The 16,213-nt window shown below is 47.7% G+C and carries 10 protein-coding genes and 2 pseudogenes; 4 read left to right on the top strand and 8 right to left on the bottom strand.

Annotated features, from left to right (window positions below):
- The 3 genes and pseudogenes from ACFW2W_RS12420 to ACFW2W_RS12410 all read left to right on the top strand — a co-directional run.
- Positions 1 to 104: pseudogene (locus ACFW2W_RS12420) on the top strand (IS1 family transposase); the annotation flags it as partial.
- Positions 105 to 207: 103 nt separating this feature from the next.
- Positions 208 to 1,257, top strand: coding sequence for a glycosyltransferase (locus ACFW2W_RS12415; RefSeq protein ID WP_378178093.1), 1,050 nt, complete (start codon positions 208 to 210; stop codon positions 1,255 to 1,257).
- A 265-nt stretch (positions 1,258 to 1,522) separates the two neighbouring features.
- Positions 1,523 to 3,994, top strand: a complete 2,472-nt coding sequence (locus tag ACFW2W_RS12410) for a PAS domain-containing protein (protein ID WP_378178091.1) — start codon at positions 1,523 to 1,525, stop codon at positions 3,992 to 3,994.
- A 156-nt stretch (positions 3,995 to 4,150) separates the two neighbouring features.
- Here ACFW2W_RS12410 and ACFW2W_RS12405 read toward each other — a convergent pair whose 3' ends face one another.
- The 7 genes from ACFW2W_RS12405 to ACFW2W_RS12375 all read right to left on the bottom strand — a co-directional run bounded on the left by ACFW2W_RS12405 (position 4,151) and on the right by ACFW2W_RS12375 (position 13,937).
- Positions 4,151 to 4,879, bottom strand: a complete 729-nt coding sequence (locus tag ACFW2W_RS12405; protein WP_378178089.1) for a response regulator transcription factor — start codon at positions 4,877 to 4,879, stop codon at positions 4,151 to 4,153.
- 242 nt (positions 4,880 to 5,121) lie between these two features.
- The gene (locus tag ACFW2W_RS12400; RefSeq protein WP_378178087.1) at positions 5,122 to 7,476 is read right to left on the bottom strand and encodes a hypothetical protein; all 2,355 of its coding nucleotides are present in this window, start codon (positions 7,474 to 7,476) and stop codon (positions 5,122 to 5,124) included.
- Between the two features lie 495 nt (positions 7,477 to 7,971).
- Positions 7,972 to 9,096 carry a restriction endonuclease, SacI family gene (locus tag ACFW2W_RS12395; RefSeq protein WP_378178085.1) on the bottom strand — a complete coding sequence of 375 codons (1,125 nt, stop codon included), beginning with the start codon at positions 9,094 to 9,096 and terminating at the stop codon, positions 7,972 to 7,974.
- The gene (locus tag ACFW2W_RS12390) at positions 9,066 to 9,911 is read right to left on the bottom strand and encodes a DNA adenine methylase (protein WP_378178083.1); all 846 of its coding nucleotides are present in this window, start codon (positions 9,909 to 9,911) and stop codon (positions 9,066 to 9,068) included. The genes ACFW2W_RS12395 and ACFW2W_RS12390 overlap by 31 nt, the downstream gene beginning before the upstream one ends.
- Positions 9,912 to 9,934: 23 nt before the next feature.
- On the bottom strand, positions 9,935 to 10,960 hold the full coding sequence (locus ACFW2W_RS12385) for an ABC transporter permease (RefSeq protein WP_378178081.1): 1,026 nt from the start codon (positions 10,958 to 10,960) through the stop codon (positions 9,935 to 9,937).
- 224 nt (positions 10,961 to 11,184) lie between these two features.
- Positions 11,185 to 12,834, bottom strand: coding sequence for an ABC transporter substrate-binding protein (locus ACFW2W_RS12380; protein ID WP_378178079.1), 1,650 nt, complete (start codon positions 12,832 to 12,834; stop codon positions 11,185 to 11,187).
- An 86-nt stretch (positions 12,835 to 12,920) separates the two neighbouring features.
- A complete protein-coding gene (locus ACFW2W_RS12375) occupies positions 12,921 to 13,937 on the bottom strand; it encodes a sulfate/molybdate ABC transporter ATP-binding protein (protein WP_378178077.1) in 1,017 nt (338 codons plus the stop codon).
- 325 nt (positions 13,938 to 14,262) lie between these two features.
- On the opposite strand from ACFW2W_RS12375, the gene chlP reads away from it, so the two are divergent.
- A complete protein-coding gene (chlP, locus tag ACFW2W_RS12370) occupies positions 14,263 to 15,483 on the top strand; it encodes a geranylgeranyl reductase (RefSeq protein ID WP_378178075.1) in 1,221 nt (406 codons plus the stop codon).
- 244 nt (positions 15,484 to 15,727) lie between these two features.
- On the opposite strand, the pseudogene ACFW2W_RS12365 reads toward chlP, so the two are convergent.
- Positions 15,728 to 16,117: pseudogene (locus tag ACFW2W_RS12365) on the bottom strand (CHAT domain-containing protein); the annotation flags it as partial.
- Positions 16,118 to 16,213: the final 96 nt, after the last annotated feature.

Here is a 16,213-nt window from a genome sequence, read left to right as displayed (position 1 = left end):
ATCGAAAAACGTTGTGTTACTCGAAGTCAGAAGAAATGCTGAAACACTCTATTAGATTGCTACTTCACTACTTGAAACACCAATCGATACCAGCATTTGCGTAATTCATACTTCATTCAGCAACGCCGCTTTGCGTAAGTCCTGTCTTTTACTTTGCGTACCTTGGCGCTTACCTTGGCGCTAGGAGAGCGTTGAAATCTTAAAACTATGAAACTGCTAATTCTGGGATTATCCATTACTTCCTCTTGGGGAAACGGACACGCAACAACCTACCGGGGGTTGGTGCGGGAACTGGCAGCACGGGGACACGATATTCTCTTTTTAGAGCGAGATGTACCTTGGTATGCTGCCAATCGGGATCTTCCCAATCCTCCCTACTGTCGCACTCAGCTGTACTCCAGTCTTGATGAGCTGAAAGACTGCTTTACCCAAGCAGTACGCGAGGCAGATTTGGTGATGGTGGGGTCATATGTGCCGGAAGGGGTAGCAGTAGGTGAGTGGGTAACAACAATGGCGAGGAATGTGACTGCTTTTTACGATATCGATACGCCGGTGACGTTGGCTAAGTTGGAACGGGGCGAGACGGAGTACCTTTGTCCTGACTTAATCCCGAAATATCACCTTTATCTATCGTTTACAGGTGGTCCAACGCTGAAGCGGATTGAACAGCACTACGGTTCGCCGATGGCAAGGGCGCTTTACTGTTCGGTTGACCCGGAGTTGTACTATCCGGAACAGTTTCCTCAGCTTTGGAATCTTGGCTATATGGGAACTTACAGCGACGACCGGCAGCCTAGTCTGGAAAATCTGTTGCTTGAGCCAGCGCGTCAGTGGCAAGAAGGTCGCTTTGTGGTGGCAGGGCCGCAGTATCCGAATAATATTAAATGGCCCAAAAATGTTGAGCAAATCGAGCATTTGCCGCCAGCTCGACACCGTTGGTTTTACAATTCCCAACTGTTCACTCTTAATATTACACGAATTGATATGGTTCGAGCGGGTTATTCTCCCAGCGTGCGTTTATTTGAAGCAGCGGCGTGTGGAACTCCGATTATTAGTGACTACTGGGTGGGTCTGGAAACAATTTTTGAAATTGGTAAGGAAATTCTCATTGCCGAGTCACCCGCCGATACTTTACGGTATCTTCAAGAAACACCGGAAGCTGAGAGGATTGCTATAGGCGATCGCGCTCGGACTCTGGTTCTGGCACAACACACGGCAGCCCATCGAGCCGCTGAATTGGAAGGCTACGTCGGGTGAGCAAATCACTTTGTATTCTTCCTTTAAAAATTAATAACGACTGGAAACTTTTTGCCGATTACTAGGCTTTTGTGGCAATTTCTAGATTCTGGGAAATTCCCGATTTAGCTTGGTTTTGATTGGGCTTAATTCCGGGACTTCTCTTGGCAAAAATGTTTCGTTTATGATAGAAAAACGGTTGGATCTATCTTCGGGAATATTTAAGTTATTTTTAATATTGATTTATCTTGAAGAAAGGCTGTTAACGTTTGGTTCTTAAATTCTGATGGCAAGCCAGCAAGCTAGGTGTGGGGGGTGCCAAGACCTCACGGGACACCAAGGGGACAAGGGGACACTAAAGCTGTATGACCGAGCGATGGCAGCAACCAGCTGCGGCATCGTCATTAGCGACGCCAGTCTACCAAATAATCCAATTATCTATTGCAATCCCGCCTTTGAAAAAATAACCGGGTATTCGACCGCTGAAGTCTTGGGACGAAACTGCCGATTTTTGCAAGGATACGATACAGATCCAGCCGCAATTGAGCAAATTCGTCAAGCTTTGCGGACGGGGAAAGAATGCCAGGTGGTTCTCAAGAACTATCGCCAGGATGGGACGCCTTTCTGGAATGACCTGAGTATTTCGCCGGTGTATGACGACGAGGGTCGGGTGACACAATTTATTGGCGTCCAGACGGATATTACCGAGCGTAAAGCCGCAGAAGAGGCGCAGTGCGAAGGAGAAACACGGCTGCGGTTGGCTCTGGGGGCGGCAAGTATGGGGGTCTGGGACTGGGATCTGGGAACAGGTCAGGTGACTTGGTCTGAAGAGGTGGAAGCGATTTTTGGTCTGGCTCCCGGTTCCTTTGCTGGCACCTACGAGGCTTATCTCCAATGCATTCATCCTGAAGATTGCTACCGCGTAGGGCTGGAGATTGCGGGCATCGTAGAAGTCGGGAAAGACTTAAAGATGGAGTATCGCGTCCTCCGTCCTGATGGAGTTGGCTGGGTGGCGGCGCGGGGTGCCGTTGTGCGCGACGACACGGGGAAGTGCGTGCGGATGATGGGAACGGTGATGGATATTACCGAGCGCAAGCAAGCAGAGGAAGCGTCGCGGCAGCAATTTTTGAGAGAACGGTTGGTCGGGGCGATCGCTAAGCGCATCCGTCAGTCCCTAAATTTAGAGGAAGTTCTCAATACTACTGTGGCAGAAGTGCGGCAGTTTCTTTCGGCTGACCGGGTACTCATTTACCGCTTCGAGCCAGATTGGAACGGAGTTGTGGTTGTAGAGTCGGTCGGTGAGAATTGGACGCCAATTTTAGGAACCAGCATCCAAGATCCTTGCTTTGGGAAAAGCTACGTTTCGGCATACCAGGAAGGTCGGGTTCGAGCGATTGACAATATCTATACTGCTGGTATCCAGCAATGCCATATTGATTTACTTGCCCAGTTTCAGGTGAGAGCTAACTTGGTGGTTCCGGTTCTGCAAGGGGAAAATTTATGGGGGTTGCTGATTGCCCATCATTGTCGGGAACCCCGGCAGTGGCAAGAATCAGAAGTAGAATTGCTCAAACAGCTGAGCGTGCAGCTAGCGATCGCCATTAAGCAATCCACTCTCTTCCAACAGCTAAACGCCGAACTTGTCGAACGCAAACAGGCAGAAATCGCTTGGCTGAAATCAGAAGCGCAGCTAAAAGAACAAACGACCCAACTAAAACAAACCTTGGCAGAACTGGGACAAACTCAATCTCAGCTGATTCAGAGTGAAAAAATGTCCAGTTTGGGGCAGTTGGTTGCAGGTGTCGCCCATGAAATTAATAATCCAGTCTCCTTCATCTACGGCAATCTCGACCATGCTAATCAGTATGCTCATGACCTCCTGAGCCTGTTAAATCTCTATCAAAAGCACTTTCCCCAACCCCCTGCCGAGATTCAAGTTGCAAATCAAGATATAGACTTAAACTTCTTAATAGAAGATTTCCCCAAACTACTCACTTCCATGAAAATGGGAGCCGACCGCATCCGCGATTTGGTCTTGTCGCTGCGGAATTTCTCCCGCCTGGATGAATCCCAGAAGAAGGCGGTTGATATTCATCAGGGCATAGATAACACGCTGTTGATTTTGCAGCATCGGTTGAAAGAAGACAGCTCCCATCCCAAAATTCAGATTATTAAAGAATACGGCGATTTGCCCAAAGTAGATTGTTATGCTGGGCAACTGAACCAAGTGTTTATGAATCTCCTCAGTAATGCGATTGATGCTTTAGAAGAATACAACGCCCAGCGAGTCTCCGCAGGAGGAGCATCGCTGACGCCTGCGGATCTCAAAGCCAACCCCAGCCAGATTACCATTCGCACCTCTTTGAAGGATGAAGGAATCAGGATGCAGGATGAATTCAATGCCGATCCTTATCCCACTCTTCCAGAAGGGCAAAACCCTACATCCCTCATCCCCCATCCTTCCTCGGTTGTCATCCGGATTGCGGACAATGGCCCTGGCATTCCCGAAGCAATTCAGAAACAAATTTTTGACCCCTTCTTTACGACGAAAGCCGTGGGACAAGGGACTGGCTTGGGCTTGTCCATTAGCTACCAAGTTGTGGTAGAGCGTCACGGGGGTCAACTCAAGTGCGTGTCAACACCGGGCAAGGGGACAGAGTTTATTATCGAAATTCCGATCCAGAAGGCAGAAGCGGAATCAGTTATAGGGGCGCATTGTCCAATGCCTCTATCCAGAACGCCCCATCGGGTGGCTTAACACTCCCTAATGGTTGCCAAGATCGGTTTTTTTGCTTTCTCAGGGAAGCTGGAAACCGTTCCATTTTCTTCCAGCAGACCTTCCCCACCCAGGAAGAAAGGGCTGTTGATGAACACATCTTGATGAACACATCTTGATGAACACAATAGAGGCGAATCAGCCTGCGTCTGCGCTAATTTGCTCTTCATTCGGCAACTCCAGACAGTAGCCCGCACCATAGACGGTCTTAATATAGCGCGGGTGGCGGGGATCTGGCTCTAGCTTCGTTCTCAAGTGCCGAATATGCACCCGAATCGTTTCAATGTCATCGTCGGGATCGTAGCCCCAAACTTCTCGCAGGATTTCACTGGGAGAAACTGTTTGACCATGACGCTGGAGTAAGCAGTGCAGTAATTCAAACTCCAGATGCGTTAGCTTCACTGTCTGATTGAACCAAATAGCCTCAAACCGTTCTGGTACTAAGGTCAAAGAGCCATAGTGTAAGATTTCCGAGTGTTTGGCGGCTTGGGGGATGCGGTCTGTCCGTCGCAGCAAGGCTCTGACTCGTGCCAGCATTTCTTCGAGTTCAAACGGCTTGGTCAGGTAATCATCGGCTCCGGCATTAAAGCCTTCCACCTTATCTTGAGTCTGACCCAGTGCTGTCAACATTAACACCGGAATATCGGCAGTGCGATCATCCCGCCGCAAGCGCTGGCAGACGGTGAAACCGTCCACATTGGGCAGCATTAGGTCAAGCATAATCAGGTCTGGTTGCAGTTGCAAAGCCAGTGCCTGACCTTTAATGCCATCTGGTGCTTGGTTGACATCGTATCCAGCCATTTCCAGATTGATGGTGACTAATTCTGCGATCGCAGCGTCGTCGTCGATGACGAGTATCCGGGGCATCACTACTAAATTATCGCTACAGTATTTTAAAGTTTCTATAAGAACCTTTATCGGAATACAAAGATTCCTGTACAGATTATACGCAAGGATTCTAAATTCTTTCTAAAGAAAACACGGGATTGTTAAGACACTTAGCGATCGCGGAAACACTCAAAGGTTGGGATCGTGACTGACGTGAGCGATCGACCAAGATCCCTCAAGTCAGGGGCAGGTAGAATACCCACCCCACCAGATGCACCCATTTAGCTTTGAGCGTTAATCCATTGCCCCAGCGCCTTGCCCATCTTTTTCAGATGAAGGGGGCGCTTGTAACTGAAATTAGAAAGTTGGGCTGCGGGTTTGATAATGCCCCGATTTTTCTCACCGTCACACCAGTACGAGTTAGGAGCAGATTGTGGCGTATCAATGAGAGTAAAGTGCAACAAGCCAATCAATCCAGCGTTTTGCAGTTCTAAGGAGCGCTGTTGTAATTCCTGGTAAACTTTAGCACCTCCCTCATCCCAATCGGTGTTAGCATCAGCCATCAAGAAAAAGTAATCGACCAGAGACGGCTTTTGCAGTTGTGTTTGGATGAATTGAGCGATCGCTATTACTCGATCGGGCATATCATAAAGCTTCGCTTGAGCGGGGGTTAAGCGTTTGCATCCGTTACCCTCATTCCGCCAGGGGCCTTGGGTCACTTGAAACCCAAAGAAATCTACTCCCGGTGCAGCCGCTTTCAAATCGGGTAAATAGTTTTGCAGACCCGTGGGGGAGGCATTAAAGTCACCGAAAGCCAAACCCACTTTCAAATTCAGTCCCGGAACCGAACTCGCTGAGGTACGTAATCTTTGGGCAGCTTCAGCCATTAACTGCCCGAACTTCTGCGGAATACTGGCATCCCACCCATAATTAGCATTGACGGGATCGCGGAGCGTTCCTACCAAATTATGCTCCGGTTCCAGCGATACATACACAGTCCCTTGGGTCTTAGATAGTACGTCTTTAGCGAGGCGATCTAACTCCGAGAAGTACCAACTCTTTCTAGCTTCAATTTCAGCCCAAGTTTTTTTACTTTGGACATCGTGGGTAATCAAGTTAACGATAAAGACGGGGACAACCCCTTCTTTAAACATTCGGTCTGTCGTCGCGCAAGTTTTCTGACCGGCGACACAACCAAACCAGATGGGTTGCCATCCCACCTCTACCCCAAGCGACGCAGCTTTAGGCTTGGGTAAACCGACTTCTTTAGCCACGTCAAGGCTGTGCATCCAAGTTTCTTCCACGTTGCTAGTGTCGCCACCAAAACCAATTAGCAATTGATTATTAGTTTGGGGAGTGCTGGGTACGGGTTGAGGAGTAGCGGCGGAGGGAGGCGGGGGAGGAGTTGGATTTTGGGGAGTAGTAGCGGGGGTCTGAACGATTGTAGGGTTTTGGGAGGGAGTAAAGAGTGTTTGCCCTGTCGTCAGCTTTTTCTGATTCAGAACCATCCGGAACCAGCCTTGAAAAATCACTTGTGTTCCGTTTCGCCGCCTCGTGGTTCTCCGGAGTTGAGAATTTGCTGTATTCCCATTCCAAGCGATCAGCTGCCGTTTGCGGGTTTCCACATAACGGATTGAAGAAACGCGATTTTTTTGTCCATCCACCAAATAAGCAAACAAAAGACCGTAGTTGGGATTGCTGCGTTCGGCTGGAATCCAATACTCCCGACCGCAGGCGGCAGGATTCACTTGTCGAACTCGATTGAAGTGATGGAAAACGTAGTAAAGGCTACCATTCCTATCAACTCCTTTGCGGGGTTGAGTTAGCGTCCCAGAGCTACAGTTATTTTGAGCTGTTGTCTGGCTGGTTTTAGGGTTTTGGGAGGCAGTCTGGGCTGTTGTAGAACCTTGGAGCTGGTTATTTATCAGGTTTTGGGGGAGAGTAGAGGCAGTCTGACTGCGCCTTAGCTGCCTTTTCCAATTCAGAAGCCGCGCGATCGCACCTTGAGAAAGGGCTTGTTTCCCATCTTGCCGCGTCAGGATTCTTCTAAGTAGAGAATTGACTGGATTACCATCCCAAACGATAAGTTTCCCGTTGTTAGTTTCCACATAACGAGTGGAAGAAAGGCGATTTTTGTATCCATCAACCCAATAAACAAATACAAGTCCGTAGTAAGGATTGTTTTGCTCGACTGGAATCCAATACTCCCGACCACAAGCGGCAGAATTCACTGACTCTTGACCTCGACTGAAGTCATAGAAAACGTCATAAACTCTCGTGTCTGTATCGATTCCCCTGGTGGGTTTGGTGATGGTGCCAGAACCACAGTAATTTGTCAGGGCAATCTTCTCAAGAGTGCTGGGTTGGCTGGCTAGGGTTTGCTGTTGTTGAGGCTCAGAAGCAAATTGATTCAGCGTATCCTTAAATACAGCAGTTTGAATGGCAGGTGGGTAAGCAGCAACTGCAACAGAGGAAGAATCGGCATTGGTACTGCTGATACCCAAATTGAGGGTAAAAACTGTGCTTAGCGCTATTGCGAGAAAGCGGTGCAGGAATGTTACCGGGTCAAAGAAGGAGCCTACTAGAGTCGCAACAAAGCTGAGGGTAGCTAAAGCAAGCAGCCGAATTCTACGCATTATGCAGCCGGAAATCTAAATAGATTATTAACTGCTTCCTTTCCCCACTTCATCGGGAAATTTGCTGGATATCTCATTGACTGGTATTTGGCTCTAAGTGCGATCGCGTAGTTCCCACTTTCTCAAACACCATTAATAAACCTAAAATTATGCTAAATATCAGAAACCGGATTTCTCAACCACTTCTACTTCTGGTGTTGACGATTTTTTGAGTCTAGGTACCGCTCATCGAAGTTTCAACCGTGAAAACCCAGCAAGTTGTAAACTATTATTGAAAATGTCTTGACTCCATATTTAATTAAATTGTCAGGAAAATTATCATTACAATTATGAATTGTGGATGTTTCTCTCTCGCTCCAATTGCAAAATCAACTCCCTTATCCCAACAAGTATGAAAATTATACTGAAATAGTATTTGCTACCAAAAACAGCAAGAATTATTTATTGGTTTATAGCCATAATTAAAAATCTTTCATTCCACTTCAACATGAAACATTATTCACCACTTTCCGCAGCTTGACGTAGTGCCAAGAAAGCTTCTTTTAAGGGTTGGCTAACTGCACTTTCAGACTGTTCAAGCACCAGTTCCTGATACGCCTCTAAAAACTGCATACGTAACCGATGGAATAGATGCAAAAAATGACGTAAAAAACTAATACAGTCCAAAGCTACGAATTCAATTCCGCCTGTGCGTTCATAGATGCTTGCAGTATAATTTTTTATCCGTTCGTCAATCACATCTGTAGTAACAAAAATATAATTTTCAACTCTTTTACCAGTATTATTTATTTTTTGGATGGCACGGTCAATATCCTCTTGAGTTATTCGCCTCGTCTTCATCTCGTAGCTAGTTATGACCTGGCTGTCATCGATAAGGGTAATTTCTAAATCGCCTAATGCTCCTGTTTGTTCATCAGCCGCATTATGGGATTCAAGCGGTAAAACTCTCTCTCCTAGATGTTCTGAGGCAGATTGATAAGCCGCAGCTACAATAAGAACTGGTAGGCGACTGGAATTACGGCAGTGCAAATGTTGTGAAATTAGCCCTACAATCGCTTCCGCAGATAGAGGAATTGCATCATCAGAGGCTTTCAACCCAGCCAGTAGCGTTTGCATTCGTTGGCGTCTCTCGTCTCTAATCACCAAAAGGCATCTCACAGTATCAGCCAAAAGGTTCTCTGCTGATACTTGATTAGTATGTACATCAGTTAGTAGCTGAAGGACAGTTTGATAAAGTTTTGGTGGCTTGCCGACCAAATTTACTTCTGGTGTTAGAGTAATATTTCTGTTGCGAAGGGCAGGTGTAAGAAAAGCAGTTGTCGAATTACACGGTAAATCATACTGAGTAATAAAAGCACTTATAAAATATTCATCGTAGGTACGACCTGAATAGCAGTCAGAATCTTTAATTTCAGTGTATGGCTTGCGGATGTCAACACTAGGCTTATGGACTTTTGCTAGTAAACACGCTAACAATAACCTAGCCCCAGCGCGATTTTGTATATTTCTGCATACAAATTCGAGCCGGTGAATAATGTCCGGGTCATTCAAGATGGAACCAGCAATATGATGAGACGCTCTTTGAAAAGCTAAAGCAAGGATATCTGATGGGGTTGACATTGAGTTTCTTTTTCCGGCTCGTAATTAACCCAAAGTACTTCCTGACGTTGTGTTTTTACAGAGTGACAGTTTTTAACGGGAGCTTCAATATAACGCCAGTTGCCATACAATTCGTCCATCAAGTCACAGTGGTAACTAGATAATGCAACTTTGCCTTTAACATTATGAAGAATGTGAGCTAGTTCTCGGTGTTCATCATCTGTCATTTCGTATGCATAAGCGTTGCTGTCACCGCGAGAATCGTGTGGATAAGGAGGATCTAAATAGTATAATGTTTCCTCACTGTCATAGCGTTTGATAACGTCAATTGCTGGACAATTTTCTATCTGAACGCGCAGCCATCTTTGAGCGATTTCTGCTAAATCTTCCACGCTTCCTAACCATCTGGAGACAGCGCCAGCCATGCCTGCGCGACTTGTTAGTAAGCAATGTGCCCATCTGCCTGAACTGGCTGTTTGTGCAAGCCCAGTTCTAACCTGTCTAGCACGCACAAAAAAGCGTCTGGCTCTTTCTAAGTCTGATAGCTTTTGGTTAGGTTGAGAAATCGCAATTTCAAATTCTTCACGAGAGAAGGGAGTTAAACCAATTGCTTCGATTAAAGCGCCTTTCTGTTCGCGAAGTACGCGAAAAAAGTTAACAACTTCTCCATCAATATCGTTGTATGTTTCAACAGGTGAAGGTTGCCGATTGATCAATACCGCAGCCGAGCCACCAAAAGGCTCACAATAGTGCTGAGTTTTTGGCAACAAGGGCAGCAGCCAATCAAGATGGCTGAATTTACCACCATACCAACCAAAAGCAATTAATTTAGCCATTTTTGTTGTCTTAGTTGCTGGTTTTAGTAACGAATTCGCGGGTCGATGTAAGCATTGATGATATCAATCAAAATGCTAGCAACTACTACAATCGACGCAAAAAATACCATGATTCCCTGCACAGTAGGGTAATCTCGTAAGGAAATTGCTTCATACAGTCGATTTCCTAAACCAGGCCAAGAAAAGGTAACTTCTGTTAAGACTGCGCCGCCAAGCAATGCGGCTAAAGTAAGCCCCAGGACGGTAATGACTGGAATCATGGCATTTTTCAGGGCGTGGGCCAAGAGAATCCGCGATTCTGGAATGCCTCTGGCTCTAGCAGCTTCTACATAATCCGCCTTGAGGGTTTGCTTCAAGTTCACCCGTACAATCCGCTCGAAAATACCGCTGAGGAGGATTCCGAGGGTCAAGCTGGGGAGGGCGAGATAATGCAAGGCGGTGAAAAAATGCTCCAAGTTACCGCTCAGGAGACTATCAATCGTGTAAAGACCTGTGATGAGCGGTGGGGGTGCTGAAGTTAGGGGAAAGCGAGATCCCAGGGGAAACCAGCCTAGCTGAACCGAGAAAATCAACTGTAGAATCATCCCTACCCAGAATATCGGCAGCGAGTAGGTGATGATGCCAAACAAACGACCGCTAGCGTCTAAAACCGTACCGGGACGGGTGGCGGAAAGGATGCCAACGCCGACGCCGACCAGGAAAGCGATCGCCATACTAAATACTGCCAATTCTACCGTCGCGGGGAAGTATTTCTGAATCTCACCCCAAACATCTTGACCCTGACTGGTCAACGAAGTCCCCAAATTAAAGCTGAGTAAGGAACTCAGATAGCGAATATATTGCAACGGCAAGGGGTCTGATAGCCCCAACTGTTGACGATACTGCTCTTTGACGCTTTCTGGGGCGCGACCGCCTAAAACCGCATCCACCGGGTCGCCTGGGGTGGCACGGAGGAGCAAAAACACTAGGGTGATGATGATCCATAGCATCAAGGGTGCTAGGAGAAGGCGGACGAAGATGTAAGACTGTAGGGCTTTGGAACGAGACATTTCTTTTTTAACGCAAAGGTTCGCAAAGGTTTACGCTTTCGGTAGCGCAAAGGTGTAACTCTGTCAGGACTTACGCAACATCACCATATTTGGGGGCAACCACGAGGGATTGCCCCTACAAAACACTATATGTATAAGCTTTGCGTAAGTCCTCTCTGTGTAACGAGAGCGCTACCGAAAGCGTTCCTTTGCGTTGAAAAGGGAATTGTAAAGCTAACCGTTCGCTACTTTTTAATTGTCCAGAAGGCGAAATCCTGGGTGGGGTTGATGCGAAGACCGCTGACGCCTTTTTGGGCAAAGGCGAAGTCTTTACTTTGCCAGAGAGGAACGTAGGGAACATCTTTGGCGAGTAGGTCTTGAATGTCCGCAAAAATCTTCTTGCGGGCTTCGGGGTTTTGCTCTTTTCGTTCTTGGGCTATCAGCTGGTTCATGCGATCGCTGTAATAAAATGACCCCTGATTCTGGCTTGCGCCGTCTTCACAGCCGTTTGCTGCCGATCCTTTAGAACACTCCAGAAATGGCTGAACGTAGTTGTCAGGGTCGAGAAAGTCTGGATACCAATCCAGCAAGACTGTCTGATAAAGACCTTGGGGGACGCTTTTAAAGAAGGTGGCGGAGTCTACGGTGTTGATTTCAAATTGCAGGGTTCCTCCCAGTTGTTGATCTGCCACTGCTTTGAGGGTACTGGCAGCAAGTCGGCGAGTCGGGGAAGTCGAGGGATACCAAATTTGTAGTTTCAAGGGGTTGGTGGGGGAGTATCCGGCTTGCTGCAACAGTTGTTTTGCTTTTTCGGTGTTGCCATCCCCGTACTGGTCTTTAAATACTGGCTTGTAGACATCAAAGGTGGTGGGCACCATACTGTAGAGGGGTTCGGCTTGATTTTTGAGCGATCGCTCATTCACTAAAGGTCGGTTGACGATGGATGCGATCGCTCCCCGCACGACTGGGTTATCTAGCGGCTTGCTCTTGGTATTCAGCACCATAAAGCTGGCAGCACTGCCTTGAGATTCGATCGCTTGCCAGGTGCCTTTTGACGCCCCATCTTTTAAGCTTTGGATTTGGTCGGGATCGAGGGATAGGTAGGCGACATCCACACCCCCCGTGCGAAATGTGTTAAACAAGTTGGCTGAATTACTCAGCACTTGCACGTCAATTCCTTTATTTGCCGGTTTCTCGCCCCAATATTGGTCAAAAACATCCAATCGCTGCGACTCACTGCTAAACTGAGCCAACTTGTAAGGGCCAGTTCCCACAAATGTGTTTGGCTTAAATTTTCCGGTGCCAATTTCATAAGCTTTGGGTGAAACCGCAGCGGCACCAGAAAATGCCAGCAGGGCGGGAAAGGCGGCAAACGGCTTTTTCAGCTTGATGGTTAACTCATAGTCGCCGGTCGCCTTCACTGAGTCCACCGTATCGCCCAGCAGAAATGACGGCTTCCCTTTGTTTTCGATAAAGCGTTGCAGGGAAAATTCCATTGCTTTGGCGTTAAAAGGAGTGCCATCGTGGAAGACGACGCCCTGACGCACGGGAATCGTGTAAGTTAACCCGTCTGGACTCACTTTCGGGAATGCCGTCGCCAGTTGCGGCTTGAGTTGGGTGCTTCCCAATTCGTAGGTATACAGGCGATCGCTCATGTTATAGAGCAAGTAGGCGGCTGCTAGCTCGTAATTATCTGCCGGGTCCATCGTCCGTGGCTTCTGGGTGGTACCGATGGTAATCCGACCCGAATTGGCACCACTAGGACTGGGAGAAGTCGCTGAATCAGACGCCGGTCGCTTCCCACAGCTGATCGCGAGAAAACAACAAAGACAAAACAGACAAAAGAATTGTCCGATGAACCGCCACCGATGAATAGACAGGCGTCGCCACTTCATAAATTAACGTATGCGCTCTTTCAAATCGACTTAGATATCTCATTAAAGCCGATTAAGCTGAAAGCTGAGTGTTGACCCTGGAAGTGCTAGATCGAAAAATACAGCGGGAAAGATTTTGCATCCTTGGGTTTGACGAATACTCGCTGTTGCGGCTGCAACTCTAACTGGTCGAACCGCTCTCGCGTGATATGAGCCATGACTACCTGACCATCGTCTAATATTAATTCCGCCTGAATTTCCCAGCCGAGATGAATCAAGCGGTTCACTCTTGCCGGTACGGAACTGCCGTTGGGGTTTGTGTCTACGACTACATCATGGGGACGCAGAAATATCTCAGCTTGGGTCGAATCAAACCCGTTTGCCTCGAAAATGCGGGAAGTGCTAGGCAACACATTCACCGGGCCAATGAAACTCATGACAAACGGTGTCGTTGGGCGATCGTAAATCTGAGCGGGTGTGCCGATTTGTTCGACTCTGCCTTTGTTCATCACCACAATTTCATCGGAAACTTCCATTGCTTCTTCTTGGTCGTGGGTGACGAATACTGTGGTGACGTGGACTTCATCGTGCAGGCGTCGCAACCAAGCCCGCAAATCTTTACGAACTTTGGCGTCTAAGGCTCCAAAGGGTTCATCTAGTAGCAATACTTGGGGTTGAACTGCTAATGCTCTCGCTAAGGCAACTCGTTGCCGCTGACCGCCGGAGAGTTGGGAAGGGTAGCGATCGCCTAGTCCGCTCAGTTGCACTAACTCTAGCAATTCTTCCACCCGCGCTTTTACTTTGCCTTTGGGAGTTTTTTGGATCTCCAAGCCAAAGGCAATATTTTTGCGGACGGTGAGGTGCTTAAATAGGGCATAGTGCTGGAATACAAACCCGATATTCCGGTCTTGAACGCTCTGATGAGTGGCATCTTGACCCGTAAGCCAGATTTTGCCGCTATCTGGCATTTCCAGACCGGCTATCAGTCGCAGCAGTGTAGATTTACCAGACCCCGAAGGTCCTAAGAGCGCTACCAGAGAGCCTGATTGAATTTCTAAGTTGACTTCGTCAACGGCTTTAAAACTGCCGAACTGTTTAGAGACGTTTTCAACAACAATGCCCACTGCTTTCGACCCCTAGACAAGAATATTTTTTTAGCTATCCTATCTGGGTTTTCATTGACCCATCAAACTCAGAATAGACTAATCTCCGGTTTATCGATGAGATTAACGTACATATATACCATACATATATACATTTATAATGCCTTGACGTTGTTTGATGCGTCAGTCCTGAGATGCGATCCAACGACAACAACCAAGGGCGCAAGTTTTCAATGTGTTAAGCTCTGTTGCAATTCAGTCACAACCCCCGCGATCCCACTGGGACAACCGAAAAGTCCGTGATACCATCTCAGCTTGTAGCCGTAAGATAATCGGGAGAATAGCTTTGGTACTACGGGTTGCTGTTGTGGGATCGGGTCCGGCGGGTTCCTCTGCTGCCGAAACGCTCCTTAAAGCTGGAATTGAGACTTACCTGTTTGAGCGCAAGCTAGACAACGCCAAGCCTTGTGGCGGGGCAATTCCGCTATGCATGGTGAGCGAGTTTGACCTACCGCCGGAGATTATTGATCGGCGGGTCAGAAAAATGAAGATGATCTCACCTTCCAATGTTGAGGTGGATATCAACATTGAAAAAGAACATGAATATATCGGTATGTGCCGCCGCGAGGTATTGGATGGATACCTACGCGATCGCGCAGCTAAATTGGGTGCTTCTTTAATTAACGGCACTGTTTATAAACTCGATATTCCCACGAATAATACTGACCCTTACACCTTGCACTACGCCGATCACTCAAACGGTAGTGCTGAAGGAACCATGAAAACCCTGAAAGTCGATCTGGTGATTGGGGCAGATGGGGCGAATTCCCGCATTGCTAAGGCAATTGACGCTGGGGATTACAATTATGCGATCGCCTTCCAAGAGCGCATTCGCCTGCCAGAAGATAAAATGGCTTACTACAACGACCTGGCAGAAATGTACGTCGGTAACGATGTTTCCACCGACTTCTACGCCTGGGTATTCCCCAAATACGACCACGTCGCCGTCGGTACCGGCACCATGAAGGTGAACAAAGCCGACATCAAAAATCTGCAAGCAGGCATCCGCAAGCGTGCCGCTAGAAAACTCGCAGGCGGCGAAATCATCAAAGTCGAAGCTCACCCGATTCCAGAGCATCCCAGACCCCGCCGCGTTGTCGGTCGCGTTGCTCTAGTGGGAGACGCCGCCGGAACGGTTACGAAGTCTTCTGGCGAGGGAATTTACTTTGCCGCCAAGTCAGCGCGGATGTGTGCGGAAACCATTGTAGAAACCTCCAACGGTGGCACCCGCATCCCCACAGAAGCCGACCTGAAGCTGTACCTGAAGCGTTGGGATAAGAAATACGGCATCACCTACAAGGTGCTAGACATTCTGCAAACCGTCTTTTATCGCTCCGATGCCACCCGCGAAGCTTTTGTGGAAATGTGCGCCGACAAAGACGTGCAGAAGCTTACCTTCGATAGCTACCTCTACAAAACAGTAGTTCCGGCAAATCCCTTGATTCAGATGAAAATTACTGCCAAAACTATTGGTAGCCTGCTGCGGGGTAACGCGCTAGCTCCTTAGTGGTTTTTATCAGTAAGCGGAAACATTTGAGAAGCAAAAAAACCTAGAACATTAACAAATTGCTTTTCAGCCAGCGTTGGATCTTAAGAATCTAACGCTGGTTTTTTCTATGTGTACAGGACTTACGCAAAGCTTATACATATAGCGTTTTTTCGGGTTCAATCCCCCTGTGGTTGCCCTTACTATGTGGTGATGATGCGTAAGTCCTGTATATTTCACCCAACTGATAAAATGCGTTAACTTTCTACCAAGGGCTACCAATCATTGTGAAAGCCGACCAGAAATAAGGATGCTTTAGGTCTTTATCTCCTATTGATGCAAGAGAGGAAGGTAGAGGCATATTGCCATCGGGAGTATGCAGTTGTCCTCCTTCTAGTCGCACCTCTCCCTTCAACATTGCCAACTGCGCCTGTCGCAAAGCTTCCGCCTTGATAGGGGCTTTTTTCAATTCTTTGTAGAAATCTGTCATCAGCCCCAATGTGCCTTCATCGCTGACGTACCAAAGACTTGCCAGCGCTGACTTAACGCCTGCTTGCACGGCAAACCCTGCAAAGCCCAACTCCGCTTCCTCATTTCCTAGTGCTGAACGACAGGCACTTAGGACTAACGGGACTTGAACTTTGTTCAAGCCCAAACAAGCCCTAAATGGGCTAGGTGTAAGGCAAATACGTCAGTATTCTCCTGAAGCCAACGGACAAACCGATAGGATATAGCTGTTCTAAAAGCTGAC

It is taken from the genome of Coleofasciculus sp. H7-2 (genome assembly GCF_042747725.1).
Taxonomy (GTDB): domain Bacteria; phylum Cyanobacteriota; class Cyanobacteriia; order Cyanobacteriales; family FACHB-T130; genus FACHB-T130.
The sequence above is the reverse complement of the archived record's forward strand: the minus strand, read 5'-3'. Positions and strand labels throughout refer to the sequence as shown.

Coding starts and splice junctions, on each gene's coding strand:
- ACFW2W_RS12405 (WP_378178089.1), bottom strand. CDS start 4,879: ATGCCCCGGATACTCGTCATCGACGACGACGCTGCGATCGCAGAATTA.
- ACFW2W_RS12385 (WP_378178081.1), bottom strand. CDS start 10,960: ATGTCTCGTTCCAAAGCCCTACAGTCTTACATCTTCGTCCGCCTTCTC.
- ACFW2W_RS12395 (WP_378178085.1), bottom strand. CDS start 9,096: ATGTCAACCCCATCAGATATCCTTGCTTTAGCTTTTCAAAGAGCGTCT.
- ACFW2W_RS12380 (WP_378178079.1), bottom strand. CDS start 12,834: ATGAAGTGGCGACGCCTGTCTATTCATCGGTGGCGGTTCATCGGACAA.
- ACFW2W_RS12400 (WP_378178087.1), bottom strand. CDS start 7,476: ATGCGTAGAATTCGGCTGCTTGCTTTAGCTACCCTCAGCTTTGTTGCG.
- ACFW2W_RS12390 (WP_378178083.1), bottom strand. CDS start 9,911: ATGGCTAAATTAATTGCTTTTGGTTGGTATGGTGGTAAATTCAGCCAT.
- ACFW2W_RS12415 (WP_378178093.1), top strand. CDS start 208: ATGAAACTGCTAATTCTGGGATTATCCATTACTTCCTCTTGGGGAAAC.
- ACFW2W_RS12410 (WP_378178091.1), top strand. CDS start 1,523: ATGGCAAGCCAGCAAGCTAGGTGTGGGGGGTGCCAAGACCTCACGGGA.